Source organism: Candidatus Cloacimonadota bacterium (genome assembly GCA_020532085.1).
GTDB lineage: Bacteria > Cloacimonadota > Cloacimonadia > Cloacimonadales > Cloacimonadaceae > Syntrophosphaera.
Genome location: JAJBAV010000036.1, coordinates 1 through 20,179 on the forward strand (window position 1 = coordinate 1; position 20,179 = coordinate 20,179).

The 20,179-nt window shown below is 55.1% G+C and carries 15 protein-coding genes; 5 read left to right on the forward strand and 10 right to left on the reverse strand.

From position 1 onward, the window contains the following. The 3 genes from LHW45_09145 to LHW45_09155 form a co-directional block, all read left to right on the forward strand. A partial coding sequence (locus LHW45_09145; protein ID MCB5285737.1) for a DUF3987 domain-containing protein occupies positions 1-1,352 on the forward strand: 1,352 nt, incomplete at its 5' end. Positions 1,353-2,163: 811 nt separating this feature from the next. After that, the gene (locus tag LHW45_09150) at positions 2,164-2,619 is read left to right on the forward strand and encodes a hypothetical protein (protein ID MCB5285738.1); all 456 of its coding nucleotides are present in this window, start codon (positions 2,164-2,166) and stop codon (positions 2,617-2,619) included. Between the two features lie 424 nt (positions 2,620-3,043). After that, complete coding sequence (locus LHW45_09155; protein ID MCB5285739.1) at positions 3,044-3,853, forward strand: hypothetical protein; 810 nt, start codon at positions 3,044-3,046, stop codon at positions 3,851-3,853. Between the two features lie 94 nt (positions 3,854-3,947). Here the strand turns inward: LHW45_09155 and LHW45_09160 are convergent, their stop codons facing one another. From LHW45_09160 to LHW45_09180, 5 genes are all read right to left on the reverse strand, one after another. After that, on the reverse strand, positions 3,948-6,230 hold the full coding sequence (locus tag LHW45_09160) for a DUF2357 domain-containing protein (GenBank protein MCB5285740.1): 2,283 nt from the start codon (positions 6,228-6,230) through the stop codon (positions 3,948-3,950). Positions 6,231-6,236: 6 nt separating this feature from the next. Next, positions 6,237-7,874 carry a DUF3578 domain-containing protein gene (locus LHW45_09165; GenBank protein ID MCB5285741.1) on the reverse strand — a complete coding sequence of 546 codons (1,638 nt, stop codon included), beginning with the start codon at positions 7,872-7,874 and terminating at the stop codon, positions 6,237-6,239. Between the two features lie 114 nt (positions 7,875-7,988). Continuing rightward, positions 7,989-8,288, reverse strand: coding sequence for a hypothetical protein (locus tag LHW45_09170; protein ID MCB5285742.1), 300 nt, complete (start codon positions 8,286-8,288; stop codon positions 7,989-7,991). A gap of 630 nt (positions 8,289-8,918) precedes the next feature. Then, the gene (locus LHW45_09175) at positions 8,919-9,785 is read right to left on the reverse strand and encodes a nucleotidyl transferase AbiEii/AbiGii toxin family protein (protein MCB5285743.1); all 867 of its coding nucleotides are present in this window, start codon (positions 9,783-9,785) and stop codon (positions 8,919-8,921) included. Further along, positions 9,782-10,393: a hypothetical protein gene (locus tag LHW45_09180; GenBank protein MCB5285744.1), complete on the reverse strand. Its 612-nt coding sequence runs from the start codon at positions 10,391-10,393 to the stop codon at positions 9,782-9,784. Before LHW45_09180 ends, LHW45_09175 begins: the two co-directional genes overlap by 4 nt. 1,213 nt (positions 10,394-11,606) lie before the next feature. On the opposite strand from LHW45_09180, the gene LHW45_09185 reads away from it, so the two are divergent. Continuing rightward, on the forward strand, positions 11,607-12,284 hold the full coding sequence (locus LHW45_09185) for a hypothetical protein (protein ID MCB5285745.1): 678 nt from the start codon (positions 11,607-11,609) through the stop codon (positions 12,282-12,284). 738 nt (positions 12,285-13,022) lie between these two features. On the opposite strand, the gene dprA is transcribed toward LHW45_09185, so the two are convergent. From dprA to LHW45_09205, 4 genes are read right to left on the reverse strand one after another with little or no spacing between them, the layout of a single operon-like run. After that, positions 13,023-14,114: a DNA-processing protein DprA gene (dprA, locus tag LHW45_09190; GenBank protein ID MCB5285746.1), complete on the reverse strand. Its 1,092-nt coding sequence runs from the start codon at positions 14,112-14,114 to the stop codon at positions 13,023-13,025. Beyond that, positions 14,111-15,121, reverse strand: a complete 1,011-nt coding sequence (gene obgE / locus LHW45_09195; protein MCB5285747.1) for a GTPase ObgE — start codon at positions 15,119-15,121, stop codon at positions 14,111-14,113. The genes dprA and obgE overlap by 4 nt, the downstream gene beginning before the upstream one ends. 18 nt (positions 15,122-15,139) lie before the next feature. After that, on the reverse strand, positions 15,140-16,627 hold the full coding sequence (locus tag LHW45_09200) for a T9SS type A sorting domain-containing protein (protein MCB5285748.1): 1,488 nt from the start codon (positions 16,625-16,627) through the stop codon (positions 15,140-15,142). A 36-nt stretch (positions 16,628-16,663) separates the two neighbouring features. Further along, positions 16,664-18,016, reverse strand: coding sequence for a DUF1838 family protein (locus tag LHW45_09205; GenBank protein MCB5285749.1), 1,353 nt, complete (start codon positions 18,014-18,016; stop codon positions 16,664-16,666). A 210-nt stretch (positions 18,017-18,226) separates the two neighbouring features. Between LHW45_09205 and LHW45_09210 the strand changes: the two genes are divergently transcribed. Next, a complete protein-coding gene (locus tag LHW45_09210; protein ID MCB5285750.1) occupies positions 18,227-19,351 on the forward strand; it encodes a hypothetical protein in 1,125 nt (374 codons plus the stop codon). Here the strand turns inward: LHW45_09210 and LHW45_09215 are convergent, their stop codons facing one another. After that, complete coding sequence (locus LHW45_09215; GenBank protein MCB5285751.1) at positions 19,352-20,170, reverse strand: hypothetical protein; 819 nt, start codon at positions 20,168-20,170, stop codon at positions 19,352-19,354. It abuts the gene before it with no gap. Positions 20,171-20,179: the final 9 nt, after the last annotated feature.

The window sequence follows — 20,179 nt, forward strand, 5'->3', positions numbered from 1 at the left end:
TCACCATGCGTAGAGAACTGATAGAACTCTTCGGGAAGAAGCCCTCCGTGGATCTGGACCTGGACAAAGTCCCGCTGCTGCTGCGTGACTACATCAAACTAACCTCCAAAAGCACCGACTGCCATCCCGGCCTGTTGATCAGCGCCTGGCTGCCTCACATCGCCGTCAACCTCGGCAACCGGGTCTACATGCTCTCCAACTCCACCCGGATCTACCCGAACGTCTGGAGCTGCCTGCTTGGCCCCTCCTCCATTTCCCGGAAAACCACGGCCATCACCTACGCCGGATACACCATCAAACCGCACGAGGAACTCTACGAGGACATGCCGCTGGACGTGTACGAGGCGGAAACGCAGTTGCTCTCGAACGTCACCTACTCCAAAATGCTCTCAATGCTGTCCCTGAACGGCACCCGGCTCTTCATCCACCACGAGCTCTCCGCCTGGCTGGCCGAGATGAACAAGCACTTCAATTCCGGCTACAAACAGACAATCACCGAGCTCTACGACGGCGTTTCGAAGACAGTGAGCAACCAGACCAAGACTGAAAGGATAAAAAAACCCGCCCTGAGCATTTCCACCGCCACCACCGAAGCCTGGATGTACCGCAACATCCGCGAAAACTCCGACCAGCTCGGCGGCTTCCTCCAGCGCTTCATCTACTTCGTGGTGCGTGACATCAACCTCGAGGACATCGACCTCGATACCAAGGAAGGCGAGGACCTGGAGGAACGTTTGGCCATTTACGAAGGCATGTTCAAACACTTCCGCGCCATCCCCGGCTCCCACCGGATCAGAATGTCCGATGAGGCCGTCTCCTTGAGGGATGAGGTGTATAAACATCAGTACAAGACCTGGTTCGCCAAAAACAACGACGACCTTATGAGCTACTTCACCCGCATCTACGACGGCTATTTCTACAAGTTCTGCGCCATCTTCACCCTGGTGGAAATCTGGGAGGAGCTCGGTGAGGCCATCCAGCGCGGCTGCTGCGAACGCTTCTTCGATGGCCTCCGCGTCTCCGAGGAAACCGCCGCCCAATGCCTCTACCTCTGTGATTTCTACTTCGCCAACACCATCCCCTTCCTGGAGATCGTGAGTGAACAGGACAAACTGTCCGGGGAACGGAAACTGGTCGAACTGCTGGTGAACAAGTACAATGGAAAGGCCAGGCATTCCGACCTGATGAATATGTCCCACATGAAAAAGCGTGAGTTCAAGGAATGCGTGGAATCGCTTATCGAGCGGGAGGCCATTACAGTTGATACGCATACCGGCCCTAATAACAAAGTCGCCCGAATGTATGTTCTGAATGCCGATATCCGGCACTCTTGGGGGCAATCCGGGCAATAACAAGCCAACATTGAATGGGGGGAGGGGATTCCCTCCCCTCAAATAAGCAGATAAGCTTCAAATAAACAAGCCCTTGCTTATTTGCAAGCCATTGTGGCACAAGATATTAAATCTCAAATTCGCAAAAATGATGTGTCTACTATATATATGTGGAGATTCGTGGGGGGCAAGATGTTATGGGTGTGCTAACTATATGATAATAATATAGATATATATAATATATATTATATATTAATATATTTATATATACTATATGCTACATCCTCCTCTCTGCACTCAAGCCTTGCGTTTTATATAGTAGAGACGCCAAATCTGCGAATTTGACACCTAATTGATACTGTCCCAATCGGTTGCAAATAAGCGGGCGTATGCTTAACTGAGTTATTTGTGCTTATTTGACCCACCTCTGTCCCTCTGTGCCTCTGTTTCTATAAATCCCATTGATCCCTGTCTATCCTGTTCATCCCTGATCTATTTATTCGTGTAATTCGTGGACACCCCCCTCTTTTGTTACCCACTATATATAGGGGCTCCCTTTGGCCTATCCTATTCACTCCCTGCCCACCACCGCCTGACTACCTCCCCAGCCGGCAGGAACTGAGGCGGAGGCAACCAAGGGGTGAACAAGAGAGCCGTAACAAAGGAAAGGGAAAAAGAGAAAAAGGGAAAAGGTTGTACAACCGGTCGGCTCTGGGAGTTCAAACCCGGTTACACCCTTTCACCCCACCACGTCACCACCCCACTACTTCAAACCATTCAATTCGTGTGAATTCGTGTAATTCGTGGACAAAAAAACCAAAGGAGGAAACAAATGAGAGCTTACTTCAAAAACATGCTCCAAGCCTACCGTGGCACCTGCGACGGACTGGTGTACTACTACAATCCCCGGCTTCAGAGGATCATCGTGAGGCCACACGTGAAGCCGAGGCCATCGGCCCAGACCAGGCGCTTTGCCGCCATCGCCACCAACCTCAAAGCCCTGGCCCCTTCCGAGGCCTTCAAAACCGATATGACGGTTTACACCGACATCTACAACCGCCGCCTGGGCTCCAAGAGCCGTCCTGAACATATCCTCAGCAACTGGTACAACGCCTTCATGAAGATGATGTACGCGCTCCAGGCCTCGGATCCCGGCATCGACCTGGAATTCCTGGAGCGCATCCACATCGAAACCAACGATCTTCCCTGCCGCAGCGTCAAACGCGCCGTGGAAGCTGGATTGCTGGAGCCGGTGCCAGGGTATGAACTGCTCGATAAGCTGATGTAAGTGAAGGGAACGAATATGAAATCACCAAACAAGCGGAGGGCTGACGGGACGGGAGCGGGAAACACCTTCAAGAGATGAAATTCGTTGGGTGAATGCATAGCACAACCTCCAATCCAGAAAACAAAGCCGGCCGGGAAAACCGGGACCGCGTTCCGCGCACGCGGCCCCCTTCCCGGTTGGTCTTTTTTTTAATATTGAGAAAATATCTGCTTGACAAAAATCAACTTATCTGATACATGTCCAAACAGCATTACAAATGGAGGATTTAATGAAACGAATAATGATGTGTGCCTTGGTTCTGATGATTTCTATGAGAGCTTTTGACAGCCTTAGGAGTTTGTTTTAAAATGAAAATAGGACGTATTCACCATCAGATTAGAAAACAGGATATGAGAGGTGGATTTAACTTCGTTAGGAGGTTCAAATGGAATTTGTAATCGGTATAGTCCTATTCGTTCTTGTTATCGTGATATGGGCTGCTATGAGCGATGCCTCAGCAAAGAAATATCTTAATAACGTGGTATCCTCTATGCACGAATACCAGATAGAGAACTGTGATTTTAGGGGTGGTTCTCTTTATTGTGTAATGAACAGCAACGTTTTTCTGAGCATAGATGAGATAAAAAAAAGAGCTCACATCCTTAAAAATGGCGAATGGAAAAAAGAACATGTGCAACTTCAGGACTTCTGCCCCTCCAGGACATACGTTGCTTTAGCCGATGAAATGGAGTTTAAAGCAGTCTCTAAAGGAATAGTAAGCAAGCTCTTCACGTTTCAACCTATCAACGAAGTCAAGGAATACGGCGGATTTTCAATCGATGAAGAAAATAATAAGATATGCCTTTTCAATATTGACAAAAATGTTATATCTCATAAGATAATTGGATACAAAGATATTCTTGCCTGTGAAATCGTTGAAGATGGAGTCACTGTTACGAGAAGCGCGCGCGGCAGTCAAGTCGGCGGAGCTTTGGTAGGAGGATTACTGCTTGGGGGGGCGGGAGCAGTAATAGGCGGATTGTCGGGAAAAAAGACTACATCCGAAGAAATCGAGTCGATAAGCTTCAGAATAACAGTTAATGACTTAAATAGGCCAATATACGAATACAAGTTGAACTTTGTCCCAATAAAGAAGAACGAAAAGTATCGTAAGATGTTACAGGATAAGGCTAAAGAGTGGGAGGCGATATTCAGTATCCTCATTAAACAGGCCGACCTTCAGAATCAAGCTTGATATTCAACCATAGAAACAGCTACAGGGTCTTAGCTTAGTATAAAGCACCAAAATCAATTTCTTATGGTCAACAGACTATGGTATGATGGTGTTGCTATAGCTTATTCCGCAACAACACATCCAAAGTCACCGGAAAGGGCTTATAGATTCCGCGATATTCTGTAGAAACTCCCAGTTCATCGATCTTGAACTTCAATCCTCTGAATTCCGGGACAGGCTCACGCTTCTTGATTTGGTACACCAGATAATGAGGAGAACTCGGCTTGGAAGGATATTCATGATCGATGAGGTCTTGTTGGGTCCAGAGGACAGGCCCACCCTCACTTAGCGGATAGATCAGCTGGGCTGAGGTGGGGCTGGAATGGAGCAGGATATATTTGGCGCCGATGGCTTCCGGAGACAGGTTTTTCAGGGCATCCTGCCCCTTGGCCCTCGCGTTGTAGAGCATGTTGCTCAGGATCCAGGCCAGATGTTTGGCGTTTCTGTAATAGCAAACCAAAACCCAAGTCTCGTCCGGGAGCAAATCACGGTTGGAGTTTTCGGCTTTGGGGAGTTTGGCGTAGAGGGGAGCTGGTTTGCCCTTTTTGTATGTTTCATAAGCTTTTTTGGCGATTTTCTCCCGCTGGGTGATCCGGTCCATCATATGGTCGGCAACCTCTTTAAGGAAGAGGGATATATCCCCGGCGTGTGTTTGGGCGGCGGCGGGATTGAGAGGAAAGGCGCCGAGGCCAGGAATGATCTCGTGGAAGCCCTTGTAAATCATAGAACTGCTGCCCGGATAGATCACGTAAGCGCCCCCGGTGCGACGGATGGCGTCGCGATAGGCATGCATTTTCATCAGGTCAGTATCCTGAGGATTCGCGGGCAAAGGCTTGCCTTCCACCGGGCTTTCTCCCAGAAGGTCAGTAGCTTTTTCCACTTTGTATTTGGCGTCGAAATGGATATGCACGATCAGTTCTTCTTCTTCCGCTATTGCCTTTCCGGCGGCTCCATCCAAGCCATGGGGCCAGATGCTTAAGGTGTAGTCAGGCCGCAGAGATTTAGTCCAGCTGCCTCCTTTGGGGTAGCCGCTGGAATGACTATCTGGATCGGCGGTACTGGAGAACGTCCGGTTATAGCTGAACTCAATGTTCATGATCCTGCCCTTGTCTTCATACACCCCCTTTATGGCCAGATGCTTTCCCTGGCGGAGATTGAGGTTCAGCTCCCTGTTGTCCAGCGAGATGAGGGAAGCGATGTCTCTTGGCTCCACCCGGAAAACATTCTGGACAATCTCCAGCAAGCGGAAAAACACCCAGTATTCATAGAGGACGGCCACGTCTTTTTTATTGCTTCCATAAACATCATCGCCGCCCTTCCAGGTAATCCGGGAGGCCAGGTCGTGCATCAGCCAAACCCTGAGGATTTCACGATACCCTTCCCTCCTCTGTAATACCGGGCTGCTGAGGGGAATGGTTTCCGGCTGGCCGATCTCACGAAACAGCGAATTCCCCAGCCATTGGTCCAGCCTGTTGGCCAGCACACCCGCTTCAGCGGCCAACCTCTGGTCTTTTCCGGCCTTTTCCCTGACCGCCAGGCAGAGGGCCCGGAAGGTATTGAGAGCGTGTTTCACGAAACGGTTTTCCGCGGTATCGGCGGTTGGGATTTTCTTGCTGCCAACCAACACGGTGGGTATCGAGGTCAAAGACGCGGAAAGATAATGGCCCTGTGGCAAAGATTGTCTCTTGGCGGCTGAGGCTATCTGCCTTGTCATATTCCTGTCAAAGCGCCTGACATTGCGGATGTCGCGAGATGTTTCCACAACGCTCCACGAACTCACCGGAGTAGAAACAACTTTGTTAACCGCGTCCCGAAACTCCTGAGAGTCCAGGATAGAGCGCAGAAAAGCGAATCTCTGATACAACCCTTTGGAGACATCAGTGAAAACAGGCCCGACCATTTGAACCACGGGAGTGTTTGAACGCAGGATAAGTTCGTTGCAATTGTCCGCGATATCACTAAGCATATTCTGGTAATCACTCCGGTGGCCCATCTTCCTGGAGCGAACTTCAAGTTTCAACTCGCCAACTTCAACGTTCTCATCGGCCGACAAGATATCTATTAGCAGGGTCCCCACATAAGTGCCTGGCGTGATCCGACCTGAATATTTGTTCAAGGCGGAACGTTTAACCACGTTATGATCTTCGGACAGCAGGTAGCCTTCCAGCTTGTATTCATAAGAGCAGGATTCGGATACCTGGATTTCAGCCTCGCTTAGTTCCAGAGCCAGTTCGTGGCTGATGATCTCCAGGCTGTCGGGGCTTTCCGGGATAATGGTGATCGAGGCGGTGGAACCATCAAACAAGGTCAGGCGATGGTCCACAAGCTGGTTGAGCATATTTTATCAGGCCTCTGTGAAGCTGGTGAAACCGTTGTCGGTCATATTGCGGTACATCCTGAGAAGCTTCTGTAAGGAGAGTGGATAAGAAACAGGTACATCCGGGTCATCTGGCCTTTTAGTTTCGGCAATCAGCTTCTCAACTACCTCCGCCCTGGTTTTGGGGTCGGGATCATCCAAACATAGGCCAAGCAGTGTCTTCAGCACTGGGTCGAGTTTTTTTCGCGATCCATGCACTTTGGGCAGAAGCTTCTGCAGGATAGCGCCATCCAAGATGCTGTTATCATCTTTTTTCGGGCCAAGCTCTTTCATCAAAGCGCAAAAGCGGTTCATCTCGGCGGCCGTGCGGTAGCCAAATTCGGCTCCAATGGGTTTGAGTTCCTTAAAGAATTTCATCAATTCTTCCCGGGCAAAGGACTGGCTGGCGCCACCGCCATTTCTGAGAACCATAAAGCCCCCGCTGTATTGAGCCCCCAAGCCCTGTTTCATGCTTATCTTGGAGCTGGTGTGGTTTTCCAGATAAGCGTCCATTTCCGTGTCATCAACCCTAAACTCGATCACGTTGGCCCGGTCCAGGACCTTGGGGCTGAACATGTAAGTGGTTTCGTCGATGTTCACCGTACCCACGATGAAGAGGTTGGAAGGCAATTTCACGCTGGGAGGAATGCCATCAATGGGAACGGAACCGGGGTGGAGAAAGATGTCCTGACCGGATTCCATGGCGCTCAGGAAATCGGCAAAGTAGCGCTCCACGTGGCTCATGTTCATTTCATCCAGGATGAGAAAATAAGGCTTGTTTTGGTTTTCTGGTTTGCCTGCCTCGATGATAAGTTCCAGCACCTGGCTGTCCGGGCTCACGTATTTGCCGGGGTCCAGGGCGTTGGGATAACCCAAAAGAGGTTCCCGGTTCGTCCAGTCAGCGCCCACCGGGACCAGCCGGTACTGGTCTTCTGTTTTGCAGATCCATTGGGCGAAGACCTGGGCCAGCTTGGTCTTGCCCGAACCGGACAGGCCGGTGAGGATAACAAAAGGCTTGGTGAGCAGCGAGGCCACGTAACGGGTGGCCAGATCTGAAGTGACGCGGTAATTGGCGGCGGTGGCGGCAGTGACGAAATGAGAGACGTCGAATCTTTGGTTTTCTGGAAGTGTCGGAGGCGGCAGAGGTTGATCTTTAAACTGATTTTTGTATTTGGTAATAATGGCATCAAGGTCTGTCATTACTTCAGCTTCGTCCAGACCGAAATTAGTTTTATCGGAGTCAATTATATATGGCTTACTAACGAAAGATTGATCGAACTTATCAGGCTTACCCAAACCGTTTGAAAGAAAGTAGTCACCTATGGTCTGAGGTTCAGTCCCATCGAATTCCCATTTGTTTTCAGGCGTATTAGTAGCGCTTATCCCATAGGCCAGAATCATCACTTGCTTGGATTTATAAAAGAGGAAAACTGGGTAAATGCCATTTTGGACCTCTTGACCAAACCCCCTGAAAGCGATCCAGGGAACCTTCGTTTGATTGCCTGCTCCAAAACCAAATTTCACTTTTAGATCGTGATATTCTCTTGGATAGTCTTTAGAGCTTAGATCATCTGTCTGAGTCTGCCTAAGAAAGCGTATAATCGATTCGAAAAACTGGTCAGCCATTTTTTACTCCCCATAAAGAAGTTTGCCCAATGATCGCATATCTCCTATCCTGTCAACCTTTATAATTCGAAGTCGGCCCGGGAAGCGACGCCCGGGCCGTTCCTCGTCCTGGGCTCATTTCTTTTTAGGACCGCTGTCCTTATTCGGAAATGGTTCCCGGGGTTTTCCCGGGTTGGGTGCCTGGGTTTCTGGTTCTTCCGCTTTCTTTCTTGGGTAGGGGATGAAATCGGCGCAGATCTTGCCCCCGTACTGACGCCGGACCTCTTCGGGGCTGTTCACCTTGAATCCGAGTTTTTCAAGTTTCGCCAGGAACTCTTCGACGAATTTATCCTCCGAGGTTGGTCTGGGTTGTTCTTCCCGGGTGGGCTGTCCGCCCGTTCCCGTCTTTTTCCCTGTGTCGTTCGTGCTGGCCATGGCCGGCCTCCTTTTCCTTTGTTTCGGAAAAGCGGCGACTGCCCAAAAAAAATACCGGCCGCAAGGGACCGGATCACGTCACCTTAGCACATTTTTAACGCGGAGCAAAGAGCAAATCGCCGCTTATCCGTATATGGATAAGATAATCGGGGCGGGCTGGATGTCAAGGGGTTTTTTCGTCCACAAATTACACGAATTGACACGAATTGGGAAAAGGGGAAAGGGGGAAAGGGGGAAAGGGTTGGCGGGGTGGCGAGGTGGCGTTTTGTCGGGTTGGCTATTCCCGCGAGGCCTGGATCCCGGGGCCCCACGTGCTGGCGCACGCTCCCCCGGGATGACACACAGGCTGGATTCGAATCACCCCATCGGCCAACAAGTTGTCCGGCGAGGACCCCGACGGGACCCTACAGAACCCCACGAACTCGCTGCGCTCGTCCGCGAGGACCCCGCCTCCCCGGAATGACAGGTTGGGTTGGCGGTATGTTCTGCCGGCTGCATGAAGCCCCCCCCTGCAAGCCGGGCGAAAGGTTATATCCCTGGCTGGGCTTTGAACTCCATGCTTCGCTCATTTCCCAGTTAAGGAATTGGCTCCCGGATAGTGGCAGTTAAAAAACCGCATGATAGTCCGGATCATTGCAGCGTGATGCTTGTCAGCAAATCTTGGAACAGCTCTTTCGACCAGTTTTGGAGCGCTGCGGGATCGGTTATAAAGGGCAGGACATCTTGTTTGGCCTGGGCAAAGTCTATGCTGCCGATCCTGGCGCGTAGTAAAGCCCGGAAAGAATCCGCGTCCAGGGACGTTTCCTGTTCCAGGTGGCCGCTCTGTTTCAACCGGGCTTCCAGATGGTCCAGGTTTAGCGTGGCCCCGCTGCGGACAAACCAGATCAGATCGTACCAATCCCGGCCTTTGACCCGGGAGGCCCAGCCGCGGGCCAGAACCGCATGCATCTTGCCAGCAAAGAGATCAGGGAGGCTCATCACCCGGACGCTGAAGGGGATGGGTTCAAGCAGGAAGCGGCTTTCGCTCTCAAAACCACAGGGCGGGTGAGGATCGAGCTCAAATTTCACGCTGCTCACCTCATCGCGATGCAGCCGGCTGAGTTCGGAGCTTGGAATTTTAAGGTCGATCAGGGTTTTCAGGGTGTTGGCCTTGATGAAGGCGGATTCGATCTGGCTGGCCTTTTTCTCAGAGAGGTCCACCTCCGCTTTGATCCCCCAAGCTTCCAGTTCCTGGCGCACGGGGTTCAGCCAGTCTCCCAGCCGAAAATCCGGCTTTTCCTCCAGCAGCGAGAAATCCAGATCTTCCGACCAGCGGTCCAGGCCGTACAGCATCCGCAAAGCCGTGCCGCCATAAAAGGCGGCGTGTTCAAAGAAAGTCCCCCGCCAAAGACCCAGCAGGCAGATCTTCTGGATCAGTTCGCGCAGCTTGCGGCGATGATCGCCGGTGTTACCCGGCTGATATCCGCGCAGGAAAGAGTTCAGGGGATGGGCATTCATTGCGTCAGCTCCTTCAGAAGTTTGAGGTTGCGCTTTCCAGCCAGACCAGCCAGGCGCGAGATCAGCTTCCTGTCCAGGGCGCGCAGGCGGGCAAAATCGATCCGCAGGTCTGCAAAGAGATGGCGCTCCAAAGTGGCGGCATCTTCCAGGGGGGAGGTAAAATACAGCTTGTCGCAGAGGGCCTTTTCCGGGGTGGCGATCAGATAGCTGGTGTCCCCGCTTTCCCGCGCCTGATAGCCCAGGCTGTAATATTCCGGCTTCAGATGCTGGTAGCTAAAGGTCCCCACCGCGGTCTCAAAGGCCTTGCGGCGCCCGGTGGTGACAGAGGTGACCTGGAAAGCCAGTTCCGGAATGAGGCCATAGCTGGCCAGGGCGTAATCCAGAGAGACGTAGGAAGGCCCGTAAAGGAGATTGGCAACAACCTCGGGGACAAGGTCCCGGCCAAAGCGCTCTGAGAGAACATAGAGGCCGCTCTTCAGCGCGATGATCTCCCCGGTTTTCAGCAGCTTGCTGATCTTGTTGCGGGGATATCTGTATCCGCTGAGCAAGCCCTTCAGATACTGATAGTCGAAGGGCTGACGGCTGACGTTTAGCAGTTGCTCTGTCATATTACCTCCAGTATGTGGACAATTTGTCAACATGCTGGTATCGTGTCAAGGGAAATGTTACTGGTTTAATTTCCGCATTTTAGATTAGTTAAATCTGATACCAATGATATCTTTTTTCCGAATTGTGGGAAGGGGTTTTTTCGTCCACATATTGACACAAATTGGGGAAAAGGGGAAAGGGAGAAAGGGGGAAAGGGTTGGCTATTCCCGCGAGGGCTGGATCCCGGGGCCCCGCGTGCTGGCGCACGCTCCCCCGGGATGACACACAGGGCTGGATTCGAATCACCCCAATCCGGGCTTGTGTTTTTTTAGTTGATTCGGGTATTGGCCCAGCCAGGGGGGGAAGGCAATCGAATTGTTTCTTTCGCCACTTGGTGTCCATCCTTAAATCAGCATCAGCAAAAAGATACAGCCCCAATGGCCCGCGACAAAATCCCCTCTCTTTGACTATGATTTAACTATATTAATTTGTTTTTAGATATGAACGGATTATGTTTGTTTAGTGGCTATAAACCACAATTAGTTAGCACGATATATGACTCTAAATATCGTATTTGCCAAAGTGCTGCTTGTATTTTTCAACTACCTTGCTTTACAGTAGCTTACGCTGATAAGATACTATAACGTCAAGTAGCGGCGGACGCCGATCCGCCGGGACACTGTGATCCCGGAACGAAGAAACGGAATCCAGACTATGTGGGAATAGCCAGCCCTGTCATTCCGGGAGAGTAGCGGTACGCGACGCGGAGAATCGGCATTCCCGGGTCTTAAAATGCGGCGCAGCCCTCCAATAGCACCCTGAAACTGCTTGCAAAAATAATACTTGACCAAATTGAACTGAAAAATCTGAATGATTTTTTTAATCTGTTTAACTTAATAGGATCATTACCGACATGGGGAAATTGCTCAAAAAGGACAAAAATATAGCACCTCACGTGGGCGCCATCATTCAGATTGCTTATCAATTGATGCCATCCGATCCCGGGGAATGTATCAGTCTGGCCAGGGGAAAAGCCGAAGCGATAAATGACCAGCAATCGATTTCCTGGATCGCATTGCAAACTGCCACTATCAGGTCATCACCGGCATTAGAAATGCAACCGGCGAACACGGACCGATGAAGGCCATCGATCACCCTCAATATCGACAGCCTGAGATATCCACCCGGGCTCTGAGGATACAATATTCCCATAACCAACTACAGGAGAATATCATGAAAACAAATCTCAAGTTTCTGTTGCCCCTGCTATTTTTGATAACAGCAGTAATACCCGTTTTTGCCGCTTTTCCCGGCAGCGGGACCCGGGAACAGAGCAGGGAAATTGATCTCATCCGCGAAAACAGCGAACTCAGCAGTGAAAACGGTGAGCTGGTCCGCGTGGATCCGGACAGCTATGAGCCGGATGACGACGCCGCCGATTACACATTGATAGACCCGACACCGTTCCTTGGTGCCCAAAACCACACCCTGCACTCCGGTACGGACCTGGACTGGTATCGCTTTTACGGTTATACGGACAGGAACTATCATTTCTACTCCACCGGCACCATCGACACGGACATCTATCTGTATCTGGATGATGGGACCACGCTGCTCGAATATAACTATGATGGCGGGGAAGGCACAAATTACGATCTGTACTTCACCCCACCCGCCAATGCTTACTACAAGATCAAGGTGGTCGGCTACAACGCTGTGGGAGCTTATGTGTTCTGTTATCACCTCGTAGCGGATCCGGGTCAGGCTCGGAATGACGCAGAGGCTCATGGTTTGTTTGTCCGGAGGACAGCAGACGGAAGGCGGTGGCTTCAGCCACCGTTCACCGCCCGGGGACCGACCCCCAAAAAGACGATGTCCGGTGCTTTCAAGCACCGGCAATACACCCGGTGATTCGCCCTTCGCGGCCTCCGGAGGTCACGTTTACGGCCTTTTCACCGGATACAGGGGGTGAACGTCAGCCGGCGGTTGAAACCGCCGGAGATCGTCTCTTTTTTTCCGCTGATAACCAGGAACGGTGGCTGAAGCCACCGCCTTCCGTCTTCTTCCCCTCGAGCTTTGGGCGGCGTTTCGCCGCGGCTCTGCTGTAGTCGATGCTCGTGCCTCGCTCGACTCCAGCTGGGTGAGCTATTCCCGCGAGGGCTGGATTCGATTCACCCCACCGACCAACAAGTTGTCCGGCGAGGGCCCCGAGGGGTCAAGCCCGGAATGACGTGGGTTCTTGGGGTGTGTTTTGAAGTGGATTCCGGGGCCCCAGTCGCTGGCGCGACTACCCCGGAATGACGGGCTGGGCGGAGCAGGGTTGTTTCTGGATTCGATTCACCCCACCGGCCAACAAGTTGTCCGGCGAGGACCCCGACGGGTCAAGCCCGGAATGACGTTGTTTCTTGGGGTGTGTTTTGAAGTGGATTCCGGGGCCCCAGTCGCTGGCGCGACTACCCCGGAATGACAGGCTGGGCGGAGCAGGGTTGTTTCTGGATTCGATTCACCCCACCGGCCAACAAGTTGTCCGGCGAGGACCCCGACGGGTCAAGCCCGGAATGACGTGGGTTCGGGCGGGGTGGGGGATGTTCTGCTGTAGTCGATGCTCCTGCGTCGCTCGACTCCAGCGGGGCGGGGGCCGGAGGGTGATCAGCCCAGGATGAAGGAATTTCCGCCGGTTTTGCTGATGCAGCCCTTTAGCTCGAGGTTCAGCAGCAGGGTGGAGAGTTTGCCGAACTTGTGTCCGGAGCGGAGCAGCAGTTCGTCGAAGCTCAGTTCGCGTTGTTCGCCGGTGAAGAGGTCATAGAGTTTTTGTTCGTCAGCGCTGAGCTGCGGCAATATCTCCAATTGCTGATCATCAGAGGCATCCAAGCCCAGAGCCGAGAGGATGTCCTCCGGTGAGGTAACGCACTGGGCGCCGTTTTTGATGAGGTAGTTCGGGCCCTGGGCGTTCGGATGGTTGATCTCGCCGGGAAGGGCCATCAGATCTCTGTTTTGCTCGATGGCGTGTTTGGCCGTGATCATGGCGCCGCTGTCCATCGGGCCTTCCACGATGAACACGCTGCTGGCGAGGGCGGAGATCACTCGGTTTCGCGCGACGAAATTCCAGGGATCGAGTTTGGTGCCGGGATCGAATTCGGAAACCAGGGCGCCTTGGGCGATGATCCGCTCGGCCAGGTCGCGGTTGTTCGGGGGATAGATGGTCTCGAGGCCTCCGGCGAGCACGGCGATGGTGCGGGAAGCGTTTTCCAGCGCGGTGGTGTGGGCCACGGTGTCGATGCCGTTGGCGAGGCCGCTGACGATGGTGGCGCCCTGTTTGCAAACCGGGCCCAGCAGTTTGGCGCAGCTGGCGCGGCCATAGGCGGTGGGTTTGCGGGTGCCCACCACGGCCAGGCACACCTGTTGCAGGGCGGCAGCCAGATCACCGCGATGCCAGAGGATCAGCGGCGGGGCCAGGATGTTGGCCAGGGCGGGGGGATAGTTTTCCGCGCCGTAAAACACCGCTTCGACGCGGTAATGCTGGCAGAGTTTGGTGATCTGTTGCAGCCGGGGATGCGGGACGGCCAGGCGCAGATGCTCACGCAGGGATGGTTCCAGCCGTTTGTCCGCCTGCAGGGGATGGTCTTTCCGGCCCACGAAAGCCAGCGGATCGGGATACTTGGCCAGCAGCTCCAGGGCGGCCTTGAGTTTCAGCCCCGGCGCGGATTTGAGGCAGAGCCAGGCCTGCAGATGTTCGGTCACAGGCTTTGCAGCAGTTTGAAGAGCCGGTACTTCAGCTCGTCCAGGTTGATCTGGCCCACGGCGGAGATGGAGATGGCGTCCACCCCGAACTCTTTCTGGAACTGGGCCCTGACGCCGGCCAGGATTTCCTCGCGGGCGTCGTCGGGAACGGTGTCCAGCTTGCTGAGGGCCACCAGGCAGGGTTTTTTGTCCATGAAGGGGTCATAGAAATAGAGCTCGGAACGCAGGGTGCGAAAGGCTTCCGCAGGGTCGGGCGCGCCGATGTCGATGAGAAAGAGCAGCAGGCTGGTGCGCTGAATGTGGCGCAGGAACTGGTGTCCGAGGCCTTTGCCCAGGTGAGCGCCCTCGATGATGCCGGGGATGTCCGCCATCACGAAGGACTGGTAATCGCTAACGCGCACCACGCCCAGCATGGGTTCCAGGGTGGTGAATTCATAGTCCGCGATCTTGGGCCGGGCGGAGGAAAGCACGCTGAGGAGGGTGGATTTGCCGGCGTTGGGAAAGCCCACCAAACCCACATCCGCCATTAGTTTTAGCACCAGCTCGAGTTCCATTTCCCGGGTTACGCGGCCCGGAGTGGCGTGGCGCGGGGCCTGGTCGGTGGGGGTGGCGAAATTGCTGTTGCCCTTGCCGCCGTGGCCGCCTCGGGCCAGGATGATCTCTTCGCCGTGGGTGGTGATGTCGGCCAGTTTCACCTTTTTGCCGCCCTCGTCCAGACGGAAGATCTCGGTGCCCAGAGGCAGGCGCAGATAGACGTTGGCGCCGCCGGCACCGGTTTTTCTGGAGCCGGAGCCGGGTTTGCCGTTCTCGGCACGGAACAGCTTGTTGAAGCGGTAATCCAGCAGGGTGTTCACGTTTTCGTCGCCGATGGCGATCACCGAGCCGCCGCGGCCGCCGTCACCGCCGTCCGGCCCGCCTTTGGGGATGAATTTTTCCCGGCGGAAACTGACCACGCCGTCGCCCCCGTTGCCGGGTTTGACGGTTATCTTGGCATAATCAATGAACATCTAAAGCTTTGCCATCCTTCATTTTGTGATCACGAAACGCTGAACGGCCGACCTTCCGCCCTGCGCTATCCGCAGAAAATAGACGCCGCTGTCCAGACCGGTCCCGTTCAGAGTGCCGTTCCAGGGCAGGTCCAGACCGGCCTGGGCCACGCTTCCTTCGTAGAGGGTGCCCAGTTTCTGGCCGCGCAGGTTGTAAACCCGCACGCTGAGGGTTTCCCGGGAGAGCCCGGCCAGGCTGATGGTGAAGGGATCGCCGCACCGGAGCGGATTGGGCAGGCGGCAGCTGAGTTCCGCCGCGGGCAAGAGGTCGTCATCAGTGCCCACAAACCAGTGCAGATATTCGGGAATGTCGATGGCGTTATCGCTCCAGCGCAGGGTGGCAAAATCCGGTATGCCGGGCAGTTGGACAGAATAGGAGACGGGCTGGCTGAAGTCGTGGCTCAGGGGCAGGGGCTCCAAAACCTGTAGATCCGGCAGCACCAGTTCCATCTGCAGGGGGAAATCCCCCTCCGCGTCGTAATAGTCGAAACTGAAGGTATGCGACATCAGGTCGAACCAATAGTTTGAGCACTGCGGCAGGGTGTTTTCAGCCACCTGGTAGGAATGGTCTTCGAAGAAGAGGATGCCCGGGGTGCTGTAATCGCCGATGCCGTAGTCAAGCGCGTAGGTGTTGGGATCGATGCTGAGTTTCATGGTGAGGCTGGCGGCCACGAGGGCGTTCACGGAATTGGGCCAGGCGCCGAAATCCGGGTCATTGGTCAGGTCGGCCAGATCGCAGGCCATGTATAGCTTTCCCCCCAGCACCATGGTTTGGATGTTGCCGATGCGGGTGAAGGAGGGCAGGCCGGCGTCGCCCAGGCGCAGTTTGTAGAGCCCGGGCTGGATCACGTCGGCGATGTAAAAGGAATAGATCATGGCGTAGGAAAGCGTGTCCACCACGGTGTCGGGGTTGGAAAGGGTGGTCATGTAAACGTTGTAGGAAAAGACGCTGTTGAGGGTGGGAAAGCTGTTTGGAACATTGGCCAAAGCTGAATAGAGCTTGGTGGGGGTGGCGCCGAACCAGCTTTCGGTGAGGTCGAGGTTGGGGGCGTAGGTGGTTACGGAATCGCCCACGGCGTCGGTGCCGATCTGCCCCAGGTTGGACACGGACGGGGGAAAGAGCTCGGAGCCGAGGTAGGGCGTGTGCATGTAAACCAGGTTCTCCTCCATGAGCACCAGTTCGGTGCGCAGGCGGTAGCGGAGGTTCTGGCCAAACTCGTAAGGAAGCAGGGCCTGCATCTGCACATCGCTGTAAACCCCGGTGGGAGCCTGTTGCCAGCCGTTGCCGCCGGCGTTGTACCAGCACTGGGTGTCCATGCCCAGGCCGGTGGGGTCCTGCCAGCGCAGGCGCAGATTGCCATCGGCGCAGCGGGAGCTGTGGACCATGTTTTGATAGGGATTCAAAAGCTGGGCGCCCAGCAGCGTGGCCGCTAGCAGCAGCAGGCAAAGGATGAGTTTAGTTTTCATGGCGGTGTCCTCTTGGGAACAGAATATTGGGGCCGGTCATGGCTTTTCCGGCTCGATCAAGCCGGCTTCGGCCATTTTTTTAAAGTTCGTCCAGATGGTGGCGTTGGGCTGGCTGTAGGCGTCCGGGGCCCGCGCGAAATCCGGGGCGTTGGCCAGCACGTAGTCGCGCAGCCAGGGGGGCAGGTCTCCGAAACCGCCTTCCAGTTTGCGTCCGCGGCCTGTGATGATCACATTTCCCGGACGTTCGCCCATGCGCATGAAAGGCAGCCAGGGATAGATCCGGGTGAAGGTGTAGAGCGCCGGAACGCTTTGCAGCAGAGGATCTTCCAGATCGCTTTGCCGCACCAGGTACTGGGAAAGGTCGGCCGCCTGATAGGTGTCGCTCTGGGAAAAGAGCGGATACTCTTGGCGGGAAAGGACATTCGGATAGTGGGGAAAGAGGTCGTTGTGCCAGACCAGCTGATCGCCCACGGGAGTGGAGGGCAGCACCAGATGCAGCAGCTGGAAATACTCGTCGGTGAAGCGCAGGTCCATATTCGCGGGGTCGTTAAATACATGCAGCACAGGAACATTCCTGCCCGAGACGGGATTCAGCCAGGTGGAGAGGACTTCGCCGCTCTGATTGTGCAGAAACAGCATCACCTCTTTGCCCAGCAGCAGATAGCCGCGCTCATCCGGCACCGCGCGCAGGATGTGGTAACCCTCCACATCGAAGAGGTCCTTGCGCCGTTCACCGGGAATGAAGCTGTAAGCCTTTCCCTGCCAGTGGATGACGCAATCCCCGCCGGAGAGGTCGGCCCGGGCGCGGATGTAGTTGTCCAGATAATCCTGGTTGGGGCGCTGGACGCGGAAGGAGGCGATGATGGCCTCGAAATCCGGGGCCACCTGCTCGAAATACCAGATCTCCTCGGCAGAGCAGGTGAGAATGTAAAGCATCTTCTGATGAGGCACACGCACCCGGATGGCCCGCAGGGTAAGGGCGCCGTAAAGCGGATAGCTGAAATCGAGGCGGTGGGCGCGGTGTTTGCCGAGGCTGATCTCTTGGGAAGAGATGATCCGGACGGCGTCGGGGTCCAGCGAGGGAAGCTCATTTTGCAGCTCGGCGCGCAGCTCGGCGGCGCCCCGCTCCATGAAGGCCGCGAAATCCTCCGGCTCTTCCTCCAGGGGGGATACCTCCACCCGGAAAGTGTTGGGCAGCGAGGCTTTGTCCAGCTGGGAACTGGCTTCGAACCAGCCGCTGTCCGCCAGTTCCTTCACCTGCCAATCGGCCGGATGATCGAGTTTGTAAGTGAATCTGGGATTGATGTGCGTGACCAGGCCCGCGGCCTCCGCCCCACAAATCAGGGCCGGGACCAGCAACAGCAGGCAGCAGATGGCTTGGGACCGCATTTTTCCTCCCGGAAAGGCAATTTTCACAGTTTGTGGCATTAAAAAAACGCGGTCTAAAAGTGTCAAGCGGGAATCTTGGCAAGCATGCCGCCGCCAGAACCTGAGGCAATATCACGCCATGCAGCGCGTCGAGCTTGGCGCGGGACCGGATCAGGCTAACTTATCCAGGGTAAATATGAAGTCCCCCCGCGGACGCAGGGAAGGTGAAACTTGTTCCGAACGATGATGCTGACACTCGCATTGAGCTTCGCGGCCCCGATTTCGGCATACACGGTCGCCCAGCTCAACCGCACGTATGTTGATCCGGGGCGCGACAACAGGCAGATAGCCACCCAGATCTACTATCCGGTGCCCGAAACGCCCAGCCCGAGGCAGGACAGAGTGGCCTTTTCCCTGCTGGTTTTTGGGCATGGCTGGCTGCTGCCGGTTTCCACCTACGCCACGCTGCGCAACGAACTGGTCTCCCAAGGTTGGATAATGGCTTTTCCCACCACGGAGGGAAGCCTCTTTCCGGATCACCAGGATTTCGCGCTGGATCTGGATTTTGTGGCGCAGAGCGTTCTGGCGGAGAGCTTTCTGGGCGGCTCTGAACTCCAGGGCATGGTGATGCAGTTTTCAGTGTTGATGGGCCATTCGATGGGCGGCGGAGCGGCAGTTTTGGCTGCCGCGGACACGGGGGCGGATGCCCTGATCACCCTGGCCGCCGCCGATACCGATCCCTCCGCGATCGACGCCGCCGCGGAGGTTACCGTGCCATCCCTCACCCTGGCCGGAGGCGGAGACAGCATCACTCCGCCCGCACAGCATCAACAGCCGATCTTTGCCAACCTGGCCTCGGAATACAAAAGCTACGTCTCCTTCAATGGATTGGGGCATCTGAACATCTACAGCGATCCACTGGTTGTCGCGGTGATCCTGGCCTGGCTGGCTTACGCTCTGGATGGCGAGGTCTCCGCTTTGATCGACTACTTTGACCTGCTGGAGCAGAATCAGAATGGCCTGATCCAGGTCCATTCAGGCTATCCCGAAGTGGCTGTTGGAGAAGACGCGTTCACGCCGGCGCTGGCGAGGCTGGAGATCCATCCCAATCCCGCCAAACCGTCCACAACCATCAGCTACAGCCTGGAAAGACCCGCGAAGGTGAGCTTGGCGGTTTACGACCTGCGCGGGCGCCGGGTGCGCCAGCTGTATCAGGGAGTTCAGGCGAAAGGTGCGCACAGCCTGGTTTTCGACGGCAAAGACGACCGGCAGGAGGTTCTTGGCAGAGGCTTGTATCTGGCCCGGCTGCGGGTATCTGGAAGGGACAGGGTGGGCCGGATAACGCTATTGGACTGATCAGCGGAGATTGAGCAGCAACAAACTAAGCAGCAGCAAGGCCCAGAGGATGGCGTCGCGGGGAGTGGCGCGCTTTTTCCAGACCAGCAGGTCGCTGACGATGCTCAGAAGCACTATGGAGACAGCCACCAGGGGATAGGCGACGGCGGCCGGGACGCTGTCCAGCCCTTTGAGGAAAAAGACGGTGGAATAGCGGTTCGGAATACCCAGAACGCAACCCAGCAGGATGCTCTGCAACGGAATACGGATCCTGCGCAGCAGGATGGTGGCCAGGGTGAAGACGAAAGCGGCGGCGAAGATCACCAGCACGAAGGCGGATTCGGCCCCGCTGCCCAGCTCCTTGTAAACCTTGAGGCTGGCGTCCGTGAGCCCGGAAATGACGAACAGGGCAACGATCCACAGGAAATCACGCAATTGCCGCGGATCGGCGCGGAGGCTGAACGCGGCCAGTCCGGCCACGATGCCCAGGCCGTTCCAGAAGGACAGTTTTTCGCGGAACACCAACACCGCCAGCAGGATGGGAATGATCATGGCGATCCGCATCACGCCCACGGAGAGGGACAGGCCGTTCACCACGATCGAGCGCTGATAGACCCAGAAATTCGCCAGGAACAGTCCTCCCGCCGCCACGCCAAGCAGGATGTCGAAGGCGGGCAAAGCGGGCAGGCGGAATCTGAGGTTGGCCAGTCCGAACAGCGAGGCCATCAGATAGTTGCCCAGAAAGACCGGGAGAATGTTCCGCCCTTCGCCGCGGTTGAACACCATCAGCAGATTGGCGATCAGGACAGAGCAGAGGACGCTGAGAACCAGATACAGCATCTAATCCCG